Origin of the sequence: Ferrimonas sp. SCSIO 43195, assembly GCF_023716685.1 — a bacterium.
Lineage (GTDB): Bacteria > Pseudomonadota > Gammaproteobacteria > Enterobacterales > Shewanellaceae > Ferrimonas > Ferrimonas kyonanensis.
The window spans coordinates 243,921-263,131 of the sequence record NZ_CP072679.1 but is presented as its reverse complement, the minus strand read 5'-3'; the positions used below and the strand labels follow the sequence as shown (position 1 = coordinate 263,131).

Here is a 19,211-nt window from a genome sequence, read left to right as displayed (position 1 = left end):
TCTCTGTCAGGTCCGCGATCCTATGATCGGCGACAAACGGTGGGAAGTTTGTCAGCGCTTTTTATAGCGCAAAAAGGCCGGTGGTTAAAAAACCACCAGCCTTACCTAAGCCGAAGCTTAGGCTCGTAAGCTATAGGATAGCTTACTTGATCTCAACAGAACAACCGGCTTCTTCCAGTTGAGCTTTCAGACCTTCTGCTTCTTCTTTAGAAACAGCTTCTTTAACTGCTACTGGAGCAGCTTCAACCATGGCTTTGGCTTCTTTCAGGCCCAGGCCGGTTGCGCCACGAACAGCTTTAATAGCACCAACTTTGTTAGCGCCAGCGCCGGTCAGCATTACGTCAAATTCGGTTTGCTCTTCAGCAGCAGCAGCTTCGCCGCCACCAGCAACTACTGCAGCAGCAGCAGAAACGCCGAACTTTTCTTCCATAGCTTCGATCAGCTCAACAACGTCCATTACGGACATTTCAGCTACGGCTTCGATGATTTGGTCTTTAGTGATAGACATTACTAACAATCCTAATAAATTAGTTTAAAAAGTTTAAGCAGCGAGCCGAATTAGGCAGCTTGCTCTTCTTTTTGAGTACGCAGAGCAGCCAGAGTACGAACCAGCTTGCCAGCAGATGCTTCCTTCATGGTCATCATCAGCTGTGCAATTGCTTCGTCGTAAGTTGGCAGCTTCGCCAGACGGTCAATTTGCTCGGCAGGGATCAGTTCCCCTTCGTAAGCTAGTGCTTTAACTTCGAACGCTTCTTCTGACTTAGCGAAGTCTTTAAACAGACGCGCTGCAGCACCTGGGTGCTCAGTAGAGAATGCGATCAGAGTTGGACCACTGAATGCGTCGGTCAGGCACTCGAAAGGAGTACCTTCAACAGCACGCTTGGCCAGGGTGTTACGCACAACGCGCATAACAACACCAGCTTCACGAGCTTCTTTACGCAGAGCAGTCATGCTGCCTACGGTAACGCCGCGAGAATCGGCAACTACAGCAGACAGAGCACCGTTGGCAGCTTCGTTGACCTCAGCGACAATTGCTTTCTTGTCTTCGAGTCCTAATGCCATTGGCTTTTACTCCTGGATTCCACCTAGGCTGTGACACCTAGAAATTAACAACCCCATCTCTGGGGAGCGATACGGTGGTAAGGTTCCAGAAGATTAAAAATCTTCTTAGGTCCTGTGACACCGTCTACGTAGGGAATTAAGCCTCGCGGCACCTACGGTCTTGGACGAAAGCCAGTAAACTGGCTTCGACCTATAGGGCGCAAAATTATACGGATAATTATGCGCCCTGTAAACTTAAGCGGTCTGAGTTTCCAGAGACGCCTGGTCTACGGTAACACCAGCACCCATGGTAGTAGACACAGCTACTTTCTGGATGTACTGACCTTTAGCAGAAGCAGGCTTGGCCTTCTTCAGAGCGATCAGCAGGCTTTCCAGGTTTTCTTTCAGCTGTTCAGCGTCGAAAGAAACCTTACCGATGGTGCTGTGGATGATGCCGTTCTTGTCGGTACGGTAGCGAACCTGACCCGCTTTAGCGTTTTTAACCGCTTCAGCAACGTTAGGAGTCACAGTACCAGTCTTAGGGTTAGGCATCAGGCCACGTGGACCCAGGATCTGGCCCAGTTGACCAACAACGCGCATTGCATCCGGAGAAGCAACCACTACGTCGAAGTTCATTTCGCCTTTCTTAACCTGTGCGGCCAGCTCTTCCATACCAACGATGTCGGCACCTGCTTCTTTAGCAGCTTCGGCGTTAGCGCCTTGGGTGAACACAGCAACGCGCACTTCACGACCGGTACCGTGAGGCAGTACGGTAGCACCACGTACGTTCTGGTCGGATTTACGTGGGTCAACGCCCAGGTTTACAGCAACGTCAACGCTCTCAACGAACTTGGCAGTCGCCAGTTCTTTCAGCAGAGCAACGGCTTCGTTGATTTCGTACTCGCGAGTAGCGTCAACTTTCTCGCGGATAACGCGCATGCGCTTAGACAGTTTAGCCATCGTCTTATCCCTCAACTACCAGGCCCATGGAACGAGCAGTACCAGCAATTGAACGCTTCATAGCTTCAATATCGGCACCAGTCATATCAGCAGCCTTGGTCTCAGCAATCTCTTGCAGCTGAGCGTCGGTTACTGTACCTACCTTCTCGGTGTTCGGACGACCGGAACCGGACTTCAGGCCAGCAGCTTTCAGCAGCAGAACTGCAGCTGGTGGAGTCTTGGTTACGAAGGTGAAGGAACGATCTGCGTATACAGTGATAACAACAGGAATCGGCAGACCTTTCTCTACCTTTTCAGTACGGGCGTTGAACGCCTTACAGAATTCCATGATGTTCACACCGTGTTGACCCAGAGCTGGACCTACTGGTGGTGACGGATTCGCAGCACCGGCTGCTACTTGCAGCTTGATGTAAGCTGTAACTTTCTTAGCCATTTTCTATACCTCATTTGGGTTCTAGCGTCAGGTTCACTGACTCCCCGTGAAAAAGGGGCAGCGGATTATATACAAATACGCGGCCCCTCAACAAATTTTTTTGTCGAATTTCTGATCAGGACTTTTCGACCTGAGAGAAATCGAGCTCTACCGGAGTGGAACGACCGAAGATCAGCACCGACACTTTCACTCGGCTCTTCTCGTAATCCACCTCTTCAACGGTGCCGTTGAAGTCAGCAAACGGACCGTCATTGACCCGTACCACTTCGCCCGGCTCAAACAGAGTGCGCGGACGTGGAGACTCGGTGGACTCCTGCAGACGGTTCAGAATGGCGTTCGCTTCCTTCTCGGTAATTGGAGCCGGACGGTCTGAGGTGCCGCCGATGAAGCCCATTACACGTGGTGTGTTACGCACCAGGTGCCAGGAAGCGTCATTCATCTCCATTTGAACCAACACGTAGCCTGGGAAGAACTTGCGCTCACTCTTACGACGTTGGCCAGCACGCATCTCAACCACCTCTTCGGTCGGTACCAGTACCTCACCAAACAGATCTTCCATACCGTGCATTTTGATATGCTCTAACAGAGTCTTGGCCACACGTGACTCAAAACCAGAGAAAGCCTGCACCACGTACCAGCGCATGTTTTGTTCTTCAGACATGTATTAAACCCCAGTGATAAAGCCGACCAAACGAACCAAGATCGCATCCAGGCCCCACAGCACCAACGCCAGAATTGCGGTAACCGCAAAAACAATCAACGTGGTCTGCATGGTTTCCTGACGGGTTGGCCATACAACCTTACGAACTTCCTGGCGAGCATCCTGAGCAAATTCCCAGGCTGTCTTGCCTTTAACTGTCGTGGCTGCGATGCCCAGGCCCGCTGCGATCGCAACGACAACACCAATGGCACGAACCAAAACAGAGACACTATCAAAATAGTAGTTTCCGACAACGGCGGCCAGTAAAACCAGCACGACCACACCCCATTTCAGGGTATCCAAGGAGCCACCTTGATTTTCAATATTGGTACTCATTACAACAATCCCGTCTACCAGTGAACTATCCAAAGTTCGCCGTTGTTGCGATGACAGCCTGCCAGAGTATGGATCCACTGACCGCTGGGTGAGCTACCACACCCCGGCTACCACCGTTAAAAAAGCAGCCCTAGATTCTATTCATTCTGCATAGCGCTTACAAGCCACACAGCCAGACAAATGCAAAAAGGGCGCCTTTAGGCGCCCTTTTTTAGCTGAGAGCAGAGTTTTACTCTACGATCTTAGCCACAACACCCGCACCAACGGTACGGCCACCTTCACGGATAGCGAAGCGCAGGCCTTCGTCCATCGCGATTGGGCAGATCAGAGTAACAACCATCTTGATGTTGTCACCTGGCATTACCATCTCAACGCCTTCTGGCAGCTCGATGGTACCGGTTACGTCAGTTGTACGGAAGTAGAACTGAGGACGGTAACCTTTGAAGAATGGAGTGTGACGACCGCCTTCATCTTTAGACAGTACGTATACTTCAGACTCGAAAGTAGTGTGTGGGTTGATGGAACCAGGCTTAGCCAGTACCTGACCACGCTGTACTTCGTCACGCTTGGTACCACGCAGCAGAACACCACAGTTCTCACCGGCACGACCTTCGTCCAGCAGCTTGCGGAACATTTCAACACCGGTACAAGTAGTCTTGGTAGTCTCTTGGATACCAACGATTTCTACTTCTTCACCAACTTTGATGATACCGCGCTCTACACGACCGGTAACAACGGTACCACGACCGGAGATGGAGAATACGTCTTCGATAGGCAGAATGAAGTCACCGTCGATAGCACGCTCTGGCTCTGGGATGTAGTTATCCAGAGCTTCGGCCAGCTCAACGATCTTGTCTTCCCACTCTTTCTCGCCTTCCAGAGCTTTCAGAGCAGAACCCTGAATTACTGGCAGGTCATCACCTGGGAATTCGTACTCAGACAGCAGTTCACGAACTTCCATCTCTACCAGTTCCAGCAGTTCTTCGTCATCAACCATGTCACACTTGTTCATGAATACGATGATGAAAGGTACGCCTACCTGACGAGACAGCAGGATGTGCTCACGAGTCTGTGGCATTGGGCCATCAGTCGCAGCAACAACCAGGATTGCGCCGTCCATCTGAGCAGCACCGGTGATCATGTTTTTAACGTAATCAGCGTGTCCTGGGCAGTCAACGTGAGCGTAGTGACGAGTAGGAGTATCGTACTCTACGTGAGAGGTAGAGATGGTGATACCGCGCTCGCGCTCTTCTGGAGCGTTATCGATAGAAGCGAAATCTTTAGCTTCACCACCGTATACTTTAGCCAGTACATTAGTGATAGCTGCGGTCAGAGTGGTTTTACCGTGGTCAACGTGGCCAATGGTACCAACGTTAACGTGCGGTTTCGAACGCTCAAATTTTTCTTTAGACATGACAGTGCCTCAATCCAAACAAGGTGGTGGTTTTCCACGTTTGACGATAGATACTCGTGAAAGAGTATGAGTATAAACAAGGATTGACGCAGCGTGAAGAGAGGAAAGAAATGGTGCTGATACCCAGAGTTGAACTGGGGACCTCACCCTTACCAAGGGTGCGCTCTACCAACTGAGCTATATCAGCAAATTTCTTGGAGCGGGCAGCGGGAATCGAACCCGCATCATCAGCTTGGAAGGCTGAGGTAATAGCCATTATACGATGCCCGCTAAAAACTATCTTCAGGCTACCTCGAACCGAGAAAAAATGGTGGAGGGGGAAGGATTCGAACCTTCGAAGGCGGAGCCGTCAGATTTACAGTCTGATCCCTTTGGCCACTCGGGAACCCCTCCACGAGCCAAACAAAACAATGGTGCCGACTGCCGGAATCGAACTGGCGACCTACTGATTACAAGTCAGTTGCTCTACCTACTGAGCTAAGTCGGCATTGCTTTGTGCGGAGCGCATAATAGGAAATTGGCTCAGACAGTGCAAGCCCATTTTTAAAAAAAGCAGTGTAATCGTTTCGATTGGCTGAGAAATAGTCTTATTGCTGCCTCATTGGGCAATCGCACCTCCAGCGCATCCGGTACTGTACCTTTACAGGTCGATGGTGTAGTTTTGCCAACGCACGTAAGGAGTTCATATGCCTGCAAATCCATCTACAACACAGGATGCCTACCTGGAGTTCACCCGGCAACAATGGGCCGCATTGCGCGATGCTGTGCCGCTGCCATTAAGCCTGGGCGAACTGGAAAAGTTAAAAGGCATCAATGAGGACATCTCTCTGCAAGAGGTAGAGACGGTGTACCTGCCCCTGTCCAGGCTATTGAACCTTTATGTGTACGCCAACCAGCGCCGCGGTAAAGTCGTTGAAGAGTTTCTGGGAAAGAAGCCGGAAAAAGGCCCCTACATTATTAGTGTGGCCGGGTCGGTAGCCGTCGGCAAAAGCACCACCGCCCGTCTGTTGCAGGCCCTGCTGCAGCGTTGGCCAGAACACCCCAAGGTGGAGCTGGTGACCACCGACGGCTTCCTTTACCCCCTGAAGGAGTTGACCAAACGGCAACTGCTGAGCAAAAAGGGCTTTCCCCAGAGTTACGACGGTAAGATGCTGCTGGACTTCGTTAAGGACATCAAGTCCGGCAAAGAAGAGGTCAAGGCGCCGATCTACTCTCACCTGGAGTACGACCGGTTAACCGATCAGCACCACATCATTCGTAAACCGGACATTCTGATTCTGGAAGGGCTGAATGTACTGCAGACCGCCCATGACTACCCAGACTCAGGCAACCGCTTGTTCGTATCTGACTTCGTCGACTTTTCTATCTACGTCGACGCGCACCATGATCTGCTCAAACGCTGGTACATCGAACGCTTTAACAGCTTTAGAAACGGCGCCTTTACCGATCCCAACTCCTATTTCCACCACTACTCTAAGTTGTCGGAAAGCGAGTCCAGCAAAACTGCCAGTAAGATCTGGGACGACATCAACGGCCCCAACCTAGTCAGCAACATTCAGCCCACCCGCAGTCGAGCCAACCTGATTCTAACCAAAGGCGAGGATCACCACGTCGATCGCGTCTGGATGCGCCGCTGATTCCTCAAACCGTCGGCCTGAGGCTTACTTCACCACTGTTGTAACTCTTCAGGCCCTCGCTTGACTCGAGCAACAATGCCCCCTGCTCGTCAATGCCCACTGCCCGACCACTAATGACCCGCTCCCCAAGGTGAATGTTCACCTCGCGATCCCAGAACAGGTCATATTTCTGCCATCGGGGTAAGAACCCTGCCAGGCCCTCGGCTTCAAACTGTCGCAAACCGGCTTGCAAATGCGCAATGACGGCACTTGCCAGCCGGTTGCGATCCACATCGTCGCCACAGTGACTCGCCAGATCGGTCCAGGCACGATCGATGCCGGCCGCCGCCTGAGCCCCCAGTGACACGTTCATACCACACCCCAGAACCATATCCGCCGGTTCACCAAACTGGCCTCGCATCTCCACCAGAATTCCAGCCAGCTTGCTCGGCCCCACGTAGAGGTCGTTGGGCCATTTCAACCCCACACCGGCAATGCCCAGGCTCTCAAGCGCCTCCACCAGTAACACCCCCACAGCCAGGCTCAACCCGGCCGATTGCGCCACACCGTGCTCAAGCCGCCAATACATCGACAGATACAGCGAACCGGCATAGGGAGACACCCATTGGCGCCCACGCCGCCCCCGCCCTTGCGTCTGCCGTTCAGCCAGGCAGCAGTCACCGGAGTTGAGCTGGGCCACGCGGTCAAGCAGATAACTGTTGGTGGAATTCACGTCATCCAGCAGAAACACTCGACCAGAGCCGCCGTCGATGGCTTCAGCATCCAACAGAGTAATACTCCGCGCCAACCGGTACCCCTTGCCTTTCACGCTGTAGATGTCCAGCCCTAACTCTTGCAAAGCCTGGATATGGTTATTCACCGCAGTGCGGCTGATGCCCATGGCATCAGCCAGGGTAGACCCTGAGTGAAACTCGCCGTCAATCAGTCGCTGCAGCAGCTGATGGCGATTACGGTTACTCGGCATGATCCCCCCAACATTGGTTGCCACTGCGGTCCAGCAATCTCACCTCCGGAGTCAGGGTCACGCCAAAGCGAGACTCCACCTCGGCCACCACCTTAGACGCCAAACCGATCAAATCGTCGGCGGTGCCGTCGCCATAGTTAACCAACACCAGCGCCTGCTGTTCATGCACACCTACCCCTTGATGCCGGTACCCCTTCAGACCAGCCTGATCAATAAGCCAGCCTGCCGCCAACTTCATGTCACCATTTGAACCAGTAGCAAACGCTGGCATCTCCGGGTGGCGGCGCTTCAACGCCAAATAGCAGGGTTGGCTCACTACCGGGTTTTTGAAGAAGCTGCCGGCATTGCCCAACAACTTGGGATCCGGCAGCTTTTGCTTACGCACCGTCATGATGTGCTCTGCAACCACTGCGGCGGTTAAAGCCTGCCGGCTCTGCAGCGTTTTCAACGGCCCATAGCCCAATTGGGGCTGCCAGTCTCGGGACAAACGCAGGCCGACACCGACAATCACCACCTTGCCTTTCAACTCGCCTTTGAAGATCGAGTCCCGGTAGCCAAACTGACAGGCCTCCGCCGCGAGTCGGCGCATCGCGCCAGTGTCGATGTCCATCACGTCGACGTAAGCGCACACCGAGGCAAACTCCACACCGTAAGCACCAATATTCTGTACCGGAGCGGCACCGGCAGTTCCTGGGATCAGTGCCAGGTTCTCGAGCCCGTGAATGCCTTCGCTCAGTGACCACATCACCGAAGTGTGCCAATCCTCTCCGGCTCCCAGGTGCACCAACACCCCCTCTTCCGTCTGCTGCAGAGAGCGCCCCATAATACGATTAATGATAATCAGGCCTTCAAACGGCTGCAGAAACACGGTATTACTGCCACTGCCCAATACCAACTTAGGAACGTCTTGGTAATCAGGGGCAAAATAGGCCTGCCTCAACTCATCGGCAGAGTGAACCTCCACCAAGGCCTTTGCGGTGCTTTGCAAGCCAAAGCTGTGGTAGGGAATAAGGCTGCAATTAGTGCGAATATCTAATGCCACTGTGTCTCCGAAGCGGTTTTACGGTCGTGCGAGGCGGCAGATAATATAGCAGTTGCCTTCAAAAATCGACGACGGCGGCGATATTTTCAGCATCAGTCAAGGCATTAGGTCAGCATCAACCTCTGTCAGGCCCCCGACTTTCCTCTCTGTTCCCTTGTGAACCCCAGGGTAGTGTCATCAGTTTTGAGTTGAATGCAGGTACCCGCGTACACGGATACGACGGAAAGATGTTTGGGGTTGGTGTGTGGTAACCAACCGCGCTAAGCTCTGCCGAACCACATTAACGACCCGGCTACCACAATCCCTACCATCTCGCACCGTCCCCTTGCGAACGCGAGGGTAGTGTCATCAGTTTTGAGTTGAATGCAGGTACCCGCGTACACGGATACGACGGAAGGATGTTTGGGGTTGGTGTGATAACCAACCGCGCTAAGCTCTGCCGAACCACATTAACGATCCGGCTACCACAAACCCTACCATCTCGCACCGTCGCCCTTGCGAACGCGCGGGTCCAGCGGCTTTGGGTTGGTAGTAGGGCGGCAAATAGTCCAGGAGAAGGTAACTATCACAGCACTAAAAACGAAAAAAGCCCGTTGCGTGAGCAACGGGCTTTCTCGTATTTGGTGCCTGACAATGACCTACTCTCACATGGGAACTCCCACACTACCATCGGCGCGATTGCGTTTCACTTCTGAGTTCGGCATGGGATCAGGTGGGGCCACAACGCTATTGTCATCAGGCAAAACTGATGGATGCATCTCAGCATCGTTACCGCTGTAACAGCCGTAACTAAAATTGGAGTCTGACGATGACCTACTCTCACATGGGAACTCCCACACTACCATCGGCGCTACTGTGTTTCACTTCTGAGTTCGGCATGGGATCAGGTGGGGCCACAGCGCTATTGTCGTCAGACAAAAACTGTATCAATTCGCACAAGCTGACTTTCTCGTTTGCATTCTTGCAAGCGCTTAACTATCTGGGATATCAAAACCCATTGGGTGTTGTATGGTTAAGCCTCACGGGTCATTAGTACAAGTTAGCTCAACGCCTCACAACGCTTACACACCTTGCCTATCAACGTGGTAGTCTTCCACGGCCCTTCAGGGGACTTAAAGTCCCAGTGAGAACTCATCTTGAGGCTCGCTTCCCGCTTAGATGCTTTCAGCGGTTATCGATTCCGAACTTAGCTACCCGGCAATGCCACTGGCGTGACAACCGGAACACCAGAGGTTCGTCCACTCCGGTCCTCTCGTACTAGGAGCAGCTCCTCTCAATTCTCAAACGCCCACGGCAGATAGGGACCGAACTGTCTCACGACGTTCTGAACCCAGCTCGCGTACCACTTTAAATGGCGAACAGCCATACCCTTGGGACCGACTTCAGCCCCAGGATGTGATGAGCCGACATCGAGGTGCCAAACACCGCCGTCGATATGAACTCTTGGGCGGTATCAGCCTGTTATCCCCGGAGTACCTTTTATCCGTTGAGCGATGGCCCTTCCATGCAGAACCACCGGATCACTATGACCTACTTTCGTACCTGCTCGACGTGTCTGTCTCGCAGTTAAGCTGGCTTATGCCATTGCACTAACCGTATGATGTCCGACCATACTTAGCCAACCTTCGTGCTCCTCCGTTACTCTTTGGGAGGAGACCGCCCCAGTCAAACTACCCACCAGGCACTGTCCTCAACCCCGATTCAGGGGCCTAAGTTAGAACATCAACACTACAAGGGTGGTATTTCAAGGTCGGCTCCACCACATCTAGCGACATGGTTTCAAAGCCTCCCACCTATCCTACACATGTAGGGTCAATGTTCAGTGCCAAGCTGTAGTAAAGGTTCACGGGGTCTTTCCGTCTAGCCGCGGGTATACGGCATCTTCACCGCAATTTCAATTTCACTGAGTCTCGGGTGGAGACAGCGTGGCCATCATTACGCCATTCGTGCAGGTCGGAACTTACCCGACAAGGAATTTCGCTACCTTAGGACCGTTATAGTTACGGCCGCCGTTTACCGGGGCTTCGATCAAGAGCTTCCTCCGAAGAGTAACCCCATCAATTAACCTTCCGGCACCGGGCAGGCGTCACACCGTATACGTCCTCTTACGAGTTTGCACAGTGCTGTGTTTTTGATAAACAGTTGCAGCCACCTGGTATCTGCGACCGCCAACAGCTTAGGAAGCAAGTTCCATCACCGTCAGCGGCGTACCTTCTCCCGAAGTTACGGTACCATTTTGCCTAGTTCCTTCACCCGAGTTCTCTCAAGCGCCTTGGTATTCTCTACCTGACCACCAGTGTTGGTTTGGGGTACGATTCCTTCTTACCTGAAGCTTAGAAGTTTTTCCTGGAAGCATGGCATCAACCACTTCAGTACCGTAGTACCTCGTCATCAGCTCTCAGCCTAATGTGTGTCCGGATTTGCCTAAACACACAGCCTACAACCTTAAACGCACATCCGATAGTGCGCTGGCCTAGCCTTCTCCGTCACTCCATCGCAGTAAGAAGAAGTACGGGAATATTAACCCGTTTCCCATCGACTACGCCTTTCGGCCTCGCCTTAGGGGTCGACTCACCCTGCCCCGATTAACGTTGGACAGGAACCCTTGGTCTTCCGGCGAGCGGGTTTTTCACCCGCTTTAACGTTACTCATGTCAGCATTCGCACTTCTGATACGTCCAGCATGCCTCTCGACACACCTTCAACCGCTTACAGAACGCTCCTCTACCATGCACACAGAGTGTGCATCCGCAGCTTCGGTGTCTAGTTTAGCCCCGTTACATCTTCCGCGCAGACCGACTCGACCAGTGAGCTATTACGCTTTCTTTAAATGATGGCTGCTTCTAAGCCAACATCCTGGCTGTCTGAGCCTTTCCACATCGTTTCCCACTTAACTAGAACTTTGGGACCTTAGCTGGCGGTCTGGGTTGTTTCCCTCTCCACGACGGACGTTAGCACCCGCCGTGTGTCTCCCGTAATTGCACTCATTGGTATTCGGAGTTTGCAAAGGGTTGGTAAGTCGGGATGACCCCCTAGCCTTAACAGTGCTCTACCCCCAATGGTGAGATACGAGGCGCTACCTAAATAGCTTTCGAGGAGAACCAGCTATCTCCCGGTTTGATTGGCCTTTCACCCCTATCCACAAGTCATCCCCTAATTTTGCAACATTAGTGGGTTCGGTCCTCCAGTTGGTGTTACCCAACCTTCAACCTGCTCATGGATAGATCACCGGGTTTCGGGTCTACACCTTGCAACTCATTCGCCCAGTTAAGACTCGGTTTCCCTACGGCTCCCCTATGCGGTTAACCTCGCTACAAAATGTAAGTCGCTGACCCATTATACAAAAGGTACGCAGTCACCGAACAAGTCGGCTCCCACTGCTTGTACGTACACGGTTTCAGGTTCTATTTCACTCCCCTCACAGGGGTTCTTTTCGCCTTTCCCTCACGGTACTGGTTCACTATCGGTCAGTCAGGAGTATTTAGCCTTGGAGGATGGTCCCCCCATGTTCAGACAAGATATCACGTGTCCCGTCCTACTCGATTTCACGCAAAGTTAGTTTTCGTGTACGGGGCTATCACCCTGTATCGCCGGACTTTCCAGACCGTTCCACTAACACCCTCTGCGCTTAAGGGCTAATCCCCGTTCGCTCGCCGCTACTTAGGGAATCTCAATTGATTTCTTTTCCTCAGGGTACTTAGATGTTTCAGTTCCCCTGGTTCGCTCCATACACCTATGTATTCAGTGCACAGTGACCACTTACGTGGCCGGGTTTCCCCATTCGGAAATCGATGACTCAAGTGGCTGTTACTGCCTAATCATCGCTTATCGCAAGTTACTACGTCCTTCATCGCCTCTGACTGCCTAGGCATCCACCGTGTACGCTTAGTCACTTAACCATACAACCCCAATGGGTCTTGCTTGATCTTTGCTTCCCATTTTTCGTCGAACCTTTCGCTCGCGGCGGTCATTAACGGACGTTAACTCCCTTGCTCGCTCAAGCTTCTCCTCAACTGGAAACCAAATCTCGGCGCAATACCGGATTTTGAGTTTGTATTAATCGATTAAACAACCAATACGTTAATTTATCGCCAGATATTCAAGGCACTTGCAAAAATTGCAAATATCTCGAGAAATTTATCAGCTTGTCCAAATTGTTAAAGAGCATGGTTTTAGTGAGCCGAGGCTCAAAAAAAGCCAAAGATAAATTCTTCAATTTAGCTTTGGCCTCTTGCCATTCTTTGATTCGATTTCTAACTAAGAGAGTGGTGGAGCTATGCGGGGTCGAACCGCAGACCTCCTGCGTGCAAAGCAGGCGCTCTCCCAACTGAGCTATAGCCCCAAATCTTGGTCTCGATGCCAACTCCAAAAAGGAATTGGTGGGTCTGAGTAGATTTGAACTACCGACCTCACCCTTATCAGGGGTGCGCTCTAACCAACTGAGCTACAGACCCATCGAATCTTTACTTTCGTCAGACAATCTGTGTGAACACTCAACGCAAAACCGTATCTGTTTCGTAAGGAGGTGATCCAGCCCCAGGTTCCCCTAGGGCTACCTTGTTACGACTTCACCCCAGTCATGAACCACAAAGTGGTGAGCGTCCTCCGCGAACGGTTAAACTACCCACTTCTTTTGCAGCCCACTCCCATGGTGTGACGGGCGGTGTGTACAAGGCCCGGGAACGTATTCACCGTAGCATTCTGATCTACGATTACTAGCGATTCCGACTTCATGGAGTCGAGTTGCAGACTCCAATCCGGACTACGACCGGCTTTATGGGATTGGCTCACTATCGCTAGCTGGCAACCCTTTGTACCGACCATTGTAGCACGTGTGTAGCCCATCTCGTAAGGGCCATGATGACTTGACGTCGTCCCCACCTTCCTCCGGTTTATCACCGGCAGTCTCCCTAGAGTTCCCACCATTACGTGCTGGCAACTAAGGACAAGGGTTGCGCTCGTTGCGGGACTTAACCCAACATTTCACAACACGAGCTGACGACAGCCATGCAGCACCTGTCTCACGGTTCCCGAAGGCACACTCGGGTCTCCCCAAGCTTCCGTGGATGTCAAGAGATGGTAAGGTTCTTCGCGTTGCATCGAATTAAACCACATGCTCCACCGCTTGTGCGGGCCCCCGTCAATTCATTTGAGTTTTAACCTTGCGGCCGTACTCCCCAGGCGGTCTATTTAATGCGTTAGCTTTGGAACCCACGCCTCAAGGGCACAGACTCCTAATAGACATCGTTTACGGCGTGGACTACCAGGGTATCTAATCCTGTTTGCTCCCCACGCTTTCGCATCTGAGCGTCAGTCTTTGTCCAGGAGGCCGCCTTCGCCACTGGTATTCCTTCAGATCTCTACGCATTTCACCGCTACACCTGAAATTCTACCTCCCTCTACAAGACTCTAGTTGACCAGTTCGAAATGCAGTTCCCAGGTTAAGCCCGGGGCTTTCACATCTCGCTTAATCAACCGCCTGCATGCGCTTTACGCCCAGTAATTCCGATTAACGCTCGCACCCTCCGTATTACCGCGGCTGCTGGCACGGAGTTAGCCGGTGCTTCTTCTGCGAGTAACGTCACAGCTAGCAGGTATTAACTACTAACCTTTCCTCCTCGCTGAAAGTACTTTACAACCCGAAGGCCTTCTTCATACACGCGGCATGGCTGCATCAGGCTTGCGCCCATTGTGCAATATTCCCCACTGCTGCCTCCCGTAGGAGTCTGGACCGTGTCTCAGTTCCAGTGTGGCTGATCATCCTCTCAAACCAGCTAGAGATCGTCGCCTTGGTGAGCCTTTACCCCACCAACTAGCTAATCTCACTTAGGCTTATCCAATCGCGAAAGGTGCAAAAGCATCCCCCTCTTTCCCCCGTAGGGCGTATGCGGTATTAGCCATCGTTTCCAATGGTTATCCCCCTCGACTGGGCAAATTCCTAAGCATTACTCACCCGTCCGCCGCTCGACGCCCATCAAATCCACCGAAGCTTCAATGATGTCGTTTCCGCTCGACTTGCATGTGTTAGGCCTGCCGCCAGCGTTCAATCTGAGCCATGATCAAACTCTTCAATTAAAAAGTTTTTTGAAGTCCGAAAACTTCGACTCAATGAATTACTGAATTAACTTGTTATAGTCACTCAGTGCAACATTGATATATGAGATATCAATCCTGCGCGAGTGCCCACACAGATTGTCTGACTAATTGTTAAAGAACGTTGCTTGCCAGCTCGTTGGAGTAGCGAAGCGAGGTGCGTATCTTACGCTTTCCTCAATCCCCGTCAAGCGTTATTTTCAAAGGCTTTTCCGAGTGTCGAATTGTTGCTCAGTGTCTTACTCAGTAAGCCGCTGTGCCCCGTCGACAGATGAGCATTATAGGGAGCAAATTCGGTTCCGCAAGCACCAATACCATCTTTTCATTCAATATCGGTTTAAACGGCGAAACCCACCGCAATCCCACACATTACCCACAGTGTTATCCACTGACTTTCGTTTTGCTGCCTTCGATTTCGAAGAGTATCAGAGTGTAGAACACGCAGCCTCAACCGCAACTGAACGGCCACAACAGCGGTTTTGCACCACCCAGCTCGCTTTGAATGAGAGAAATCACCCACCAGGGAATAAGCAAACCTCGAACCAACCCATTCCACGACCAAGTTCAGCTGGTAGCGCTGGTCGTTATCCGGCAGTTATTGCAGTATCGGCAAAGATCGGTGCTAGTCGTTTCGAACGTACCCCAACCATCCCTCCGTCGTGCCCGCGCACGCGGGTACCCAGTGGCTTTTATTCTCCGCACTAAAAACCAAGACTCTGGGCCCTCGCGTTCGCAAGGGCGACGGTGGTTATTGTTAAGGTAAAAAGTAACCGAGCAGCGCTCTGTATTTTTCCAGGTTCAGAAACGAAAAAAGCCCTGACCGTTAGGTCAGGGCCATCGACAGAGCTCGGTGCAGTTGGTTACCACACCAACCTCAATCATCCCTCCGTCGTGCCCACGCACGCGGGTACCCAGTGGCTTTCATTAACCGTACTCAAAACCGAAGACACTGGGGCCTCGCATTCGCAATGAGCGACGGTGCTATTAGGCCGGATTAGTGGGTACCGATCGATGCGGTGCATTTTTTCAAATCACAGAAACGACAAAACCCAGCACAAGGCTGGGTTTTATCTAAATAGTTGGCGGAGTGGGTTTCGAGTGACCGAAGCAAAGCTTCGCAGCGCGAGAAACGCGAGGCAGGACGCAGAGCCGAGGGATCCACCAGGGACGGGTTTAATCACTCAAGGAGCGATTGACTTCCAATGCCCTAAAAAGCGACTCGGGTAGTCCACTATAAGGCACAAACGAAAAAAGCCCTGACCAAAAGGTCAGGGCTATTTCGTTTGTTGGCGGAGTGGACGGGACTCGAACCCGCGACCCCCGGCGTGACAGGCCGGTATTCTAACCAACTGAACTACCACTCCGCACAATCTGTGTAGACAACCGACGTATCGATTCTCTAAAAGGGAGTCTGACGATGACCTACTCTCACATGGGAACTCCCACACTACCATCGGCGCTACTGTGTTTCACTTCTGAGTTCGGCATGGGATCAGGTGGGGCCACAGCGCTATTGTCGTCAGACAAAAACTGTTATCAATTCGCACAAGCTGATTTTCTCGTTTGCATTCTTGCAAGCGCTTAACTATCTGGGATATCAAAACCCATTGGGTGTTGTATGGTTAAGCCTCACGGGTCATTAGTACAAGTTAGCTCAACGCCTCACAACGCTTACACACCTTGCCTATCAACGTGGTAGTCTTCCACGGCCCTTCAGGGGACTTAAAGTCCCAGTGAGAACTCATCTTGAGGCTCGCTTCCCGCTTAGATGCTTTCAGCGGTTATCGATTCCGAACTTAGCTACCCGGCAATGCCACTGGCGTGACAACCGGAACACCAGAGGTTCGTCCACTCCGGTCCTCTCGTACTAGGAGCAGCTCCTCTCAATTCTCAAACGCCCACGGCAGATAGGGACCGAACTGTCTCACGACGTTCTGAACCCAGCTCGCGTACCACTTTAAATGGCGAACAGCCATACCCTTGGGACCGACTTCAGCCCCAGGATGTGATGAGCCGACATCGAGGTGCCAAACACCGCCGTCGATATGAACTCTTGGGCGGTATCAGCCTGTTATCCCCGGAGTACCTTTTATCCGTTGAGCGATGGCCCTTCCATGCAGAACCACCGGAATCACTATGACCTACTTTCGTACCTGCTCGACGTGTCTGTCTCGCAGTTAAGCTGGCTTATGCCATTGCACTAACCGTATGATGTCCGACCATACTTAGCCAACCTTCGTGCTCCTCCGTTACTCTTTGGGAGGAGACCGCCCCAGTCAAACTACCCACCAGGCACTGTCCTCAACCCCGATTCAGGGGCCTAAGTTAGAACATCAACACTACAAGGGTGGTATTTCAAGGTCGGCTCCACCACATCTAGCGACATGGTTTCAAAGCCTCCCACCTATCCTACACATGTAGGGTCAATGTTCAGTGCCAAGCTGTAGTAAAGGTTCACGGGGTCTTTCCGTCTAGCCGCGGGTATACGGCATCTTCACCGCAATTTCAATTTCACTGAGTCTCGGGTGGAGACAGCGTGGCCATCATTACGCCATTCGTGCAGGTCGGAACTTACCCGACAAGGAATTTCGCTACCTTAGGACCGTTATAGTTACGGCCGCCGTTTACCGGGGCTTCGATCAAGAGCTTCCTCCGAAGAGTAACCCCATCAATTAACCTTCCGGCACCGGGCAGGCGTCACACCGTATACGTCCTCTTACGAGTTTGCACAGTGCTGTGTTTTTGATAAACAGTTGCAGCCACCTGGTATCTGCGACCGCCAACAGCTTAGGGAGCAAGTCCCATCACCGTCAGCGGCGTACCTTCTCCCGAAGTTACGGTACCATTTTGCCTAGTTCCTTCACCCGAGTTCTCTCAAGCGCCTTGGTATTCTCTACCTGACCACCAGTGTTGGTTTGGGGTACGATTCCTTCTTACCTGAAGCTTAGAAGTTTTTCCTGGAAGCATGGCATCAACCACTTCAGTGCCGTAGCACCTCGTCATCAGCTCTCAGCCTAATGTGTGTCCGGATTTGCCTAAACACACAGCCTACAACCTTAAACGCACATCCGATAGTGCGCTGGCCTAGCCTTCTCCGTCACTCCATCGCAGTAAGAAGAAGTACGGGAATATTAACCCGTTTCCCATCGACTACGCCTTTCGGCCTCGCCTTAGGGGTCGACTCACCCTGCCCCGATTAACGTTGGACAGGAACCCTTGGTCTTCCGGCGAGCGGGTTTTTCACCCGCTTTAACGTTACTCATGTCAGCATTCGCACTTCTGATACGTCCAGCATGCCTCTCGACACACCTTCAACCGCTTACAGAACGCTCCTCTACCATGCACACAAGTGTGCATCCGCAGCTTCGGTGTCTAGTTTAGCCCCGTTACATCTTCCGCGCAGACCGACTCGACCAGTGAGCTATTACGCTTTCTTTAAATGATGGCTGCTTCTAAGCCAACATCCTGGCTGTCTGAGCCTTTCCACATCGTTTCCCACTTAACTAGAACTTTGGGACCTTAGCTGGCGGTCTGGGTTGTTTCCCTCTCCACGACGGACGTTAGCACCCGCCGTGTGTCTCCCGTAATTGCACTCATTGGTATTCGGAGTTTGCAAAGGGTTGGTAAGTCGGGATGACCCCCTAGCCTTAACAGTGCTCTACCCCCAATGGTGAGATACGAGGCGCTACCTAAATAGCTTTCGAGGAGAACCAGCTATCTCCCGGTTTGATTGGCCTTTCACCCCTATCCACAAGTCATCCCCTAATTTTGCAACATTAGTGGGTTCGGTCCTCCAGTTGGTGTTACCCAACCTTCAACCTGCTCATGGATAGATCACCGGGTTTCGGGTCTACACCTTGCAACTCATTCGCCCAGTTAAGACTCGGTTTCCCTACGGCTCCCCTATGCGGTTAACCTCGCTACAAAATGTAAGTCGCTGACCCATTATACAAAAGGTACGCAGTCACCGAACAAGTCGGCTCCCACTGCTTGTACGTACACGGTTTCAGGTTCTATTTCACTCCCCTCACAGGGGTTCTTTTCGCCTTTCCCTCACGGTACTGGTTCACTATCGGTCAGTCAGGAGTATTTAGCCTTGGAGGATGGTCCCCCCATGTTCAGACAAGATATCACGTGTCCCGTCCTACTCGATTTCACGCAAAGTTAGTTTTCGTGTACGGGGCTATCACCCTGTATCGCCGGACTTTCCAGACCGTTCCACTAACACCCTCTGCGCTTAAGGGCTAATCCCCGTTCGCTCGCCGCTACTTAGGGAATCTCAATTGATTTCTTTTCCTCAGGGTACTTAGATGTTTCAGTTCCCCTGGTTCGCTCCATACACCTATGTATTCAGTGCACAGTGACCACTTACGTGGCCGGGTTTCCCCATTCGGAAATCGATGACTCAAGTGGCTGTTACTGCCTAATCATCGCTTATCGCAAGTTACTACGTCCTTCATCGCCTCTGACTGCCTAGGCATCCACCGTGTACGCTTAGTCACTTAACCATACAACCCCAATAAGTCTTGGAGTTGCTTAACATAGTCAAACAACCAATACGTTAATTTATCGCCAGATATTCAAGGCACTTG

At 52.1% G+C, this 19,211-nt stretch carries 10 protein-coding genes, 7 tRNA genes and 6 rRNA genes; 1 reads left to right on the top strand and 22 read right to left on the bottom strand.

Going from position 1 to position 19,211, the window contains the following annotated elements:
* Nucleotides 1-142 precede the first annotated feature (142 nt).
* The 11 genes from rplL to J8Z22_RS01200 form a co-directional block, all read right to left on the bottom strand.
* Nucleotides 143-508 (bottom strand): 50S ribosomal protein L7/L12, encoded by a 366-nt coding sequence (gene rplL, locus J8Z22_RS01250; RefSeq protein ID WP_028115019.1) that lies wholly within the window; start codon nt 506-508, stop codon nt 143-145.
* A gap of 50 nt (nt 509-558) precedes the next feature.
* Nucleotides 559-1,062, bottom strand: a complete 504-nt coding sequence (gene rplJ / locus J8Z22_RS01245; RefSeq protein WP_028115018.1) for a 50S ribosomal protein L10 — start codon at nt 1,060-1,062, stop codon at nt 559-561.
* Nucleotides 1,063-1,296: 234 nt separating this feature from the next.
* Entirely contained in the window at nt 1,297-2,001 is a 705-nt protein-coding gene (gene rplA / locus J8Z22_RS01240; protein WP_028115017.1) for a 50S ribosomal protein L1, read from the bottom strand.
* A gap of 4 nt (nt 2,002-2,005) precedes the next feature.
* The gene (gene rplK, locus J8Z22_RS01235; protein ID WP_028115016.1) at nt 2,006-2,434 is read right to left on the bottom strand and encodes a 50S ribosomal protein L11; all 429 of its coding nucleotides are present in this window, start codon (nt 2,432-2,434) and stop codon (nt 2,006-2,008) included.
* Nucleotides 2,435-2,549: 115 nt separating this feature from the next.
* Nucleotides 2,550-3,095 (bottom strand): transcription termination/antitermination protein NusG, encoded by a 546-nt coding sequence (gene nusG, locus J8Z22_RS01230; protein ID WP_028115015.1) that lies wholly within the window; start codon nt 3,093-3,095, stop codon nt 2,550-2,552.
* Nucleotides 3,096-3,098: 3 nt separating this feature from the next.
* Nucleotides 3,099-3,470, bottom strand: coding sequence for a preprotein translocase subunit SecE (secE, locus tag J8Z22_RS01225; protein ID WP_028115014.1), 372 nt, complete (start codon nt 3,468-3,470; stop codon nt 3,099-3,101).
* 229 nt (nt 3,471-3,699) lie between these two features.
* On the bottom strand, nt 3,700-4,884 hold the full coding sequence (gene tuf / locus J8Z22_RS01220) for an elongation factor Tu (RefSeq protein WP_252008430.1): 1,185 nt from the start codon (nt 4,882-4,884) through the stop codon (nt 3,700-3,702).
* A 111-nt stretch (nt 4,885-4,995) separates the two neighbouring features.
* A tRNA-Thr gene (locus J8Z22_RS01215) sits at nt 4,996-5,071 on the bottom strand.
* An 8-nt stretch (nt 5,072-5,079) separates the two neighbouring features.
* Nucleotides 5,080-5,154 (bottom strand) — tRNA-Gly (locus tag J8Z22_RS01210).
* 38 nt (nt 5,155-5,192) lie between these two features.
* A tRNA-Tyr gene (locus J8Z22_RS01205) sits at nt 5,193-5,277 on the bottom strand.
* Nucleotides 5,278-5,295: 18 nt separating this feature from the next.
* Nucleotides 5,296-5,371 (bottom strand) — tRNA-Thr (locus J8Z22_RS01200).
* A 199-nt stretch (nt 5,372-5,570) separates the two neighbouring features.
* Here J8Z22_RS01200 and coaA point away from each other — a divergent pair.
* Entirely contained in the window at nt 5,571-6,521 is a 951-nt protein-coding gene (gene coaA / locus J8Z22_RS01195) for a type I pantothenate kinase (RefSeq protein ID WP_028115012.1), read from the top strand.
* Between the two features lie 4 nt (nt 6,522-6,525).
* Here coaA and birA read toward each other — a convergent pair whose 3' ends face one another.
* The 11 genes from birA to J8Z22_RS01140 all read right to left on the bottom strand — a co-directional run bounded on the left by birA (nt 6,526) and on the right by J8Z22_RS01140 (nt 19,127).
* Nucleotides 6,526-7,485, bottom strand: a complete 960-nt coding sequence (gene birA / locus J8Z22_RS01190) for a bifunctional biotin--[acetyl-CoA-carboxylase] ligase/biotin operon repressor BirA (RefSeq protein ID WP_028115011.1) — start codon at nt 7,483-7,485, stop codon at nt 6,526-6,528.
* Nucleotides 7,475-8,527 (bottom strand): UDP-N-acetylmuramate dehydrogenase, encoded by a 1,053-nt coding sequence (murB, locus tag J8Z22_RS01185; RefSeq protein ID WP_245595646.1) that lies wholly within the window; start codon nt 8,525-8,527, stop codon nt 7,475-7,477. The genes birA and murB overlap by 11 nt, the downstream gene beginning before the upstream one ends.
* A 625-nt stretch (nt 8,528-9,152) precedes the next feature.
* A 5S ribosomal RNA gene (rrf, locus tag J8Z22_RS01180) occupies nt 9,153-9,267 on the bottom strand.
* 60 nt (nt 9,268-9,327) lie between these two features.
* Nucleotides 9,328-9,442, bottom strand: a 5S ribosomal RNA gene (gene rrf / locus J8Z22_RS01175).
* Between the two features lie 93 nt (nt 9,443-9,535).
* Nucleotides 9,536-12,425: ribosomal RNA gene (locus J8Z22_RS01170) — 23S ribosomal RNA — on the bottom strand.
* Between the two features lie 367 nt (nt 12,426-12,792).
* Nucleotides 12,793-12,868 (bottom strand) — tRNA-Ala (locus J8Z22_RS01165).
* A 35-nt stretch (nt 12,869-12,903) separates the two neighbouring features.
* A tRNA-Ile gene (locus J8Z22_RS01160) sits at nt 12,904-12,980 on the bottom strand.
* A gap of 64 nt (nt 12,981-13,044) precedes the next feature.
* A 16S ribosomal RNA gene (locus J8Z22_RS01155) occupies nt 13,045-14,601 on the bottom strand.
* Between the two features lie 1,305 nt (nt 14,602-15,906).
* Nucleotides 15,907-15,983, bottom strand: a tRNA-Asp gene (locus tag J8Z22_RS01150).
* A 45-nt stretch (nt 15,984-16,028) separates the two neighbouring features.
* Nucleotides 16,029-16,143, bottom strand: a 5S ribosomal RNA gene (rrf, locus tag J8Z22_RS01145).
* A gap of 94 nt (nt 16,144-16,237) precedes the next feature.
* Nucleotides 16,238-19,127, bottom strand: a 23S ribosomal RNA gene (locus J8Z22_RS01140).
* Together the 16S, 23S and 5S rRNA genes with 3 tRNA genes alongside form the textbook arrangement of a ribosomal RNA operon.
* Nucleotides 19,128-19,211 lie beyond the last annotated feature (84 nt).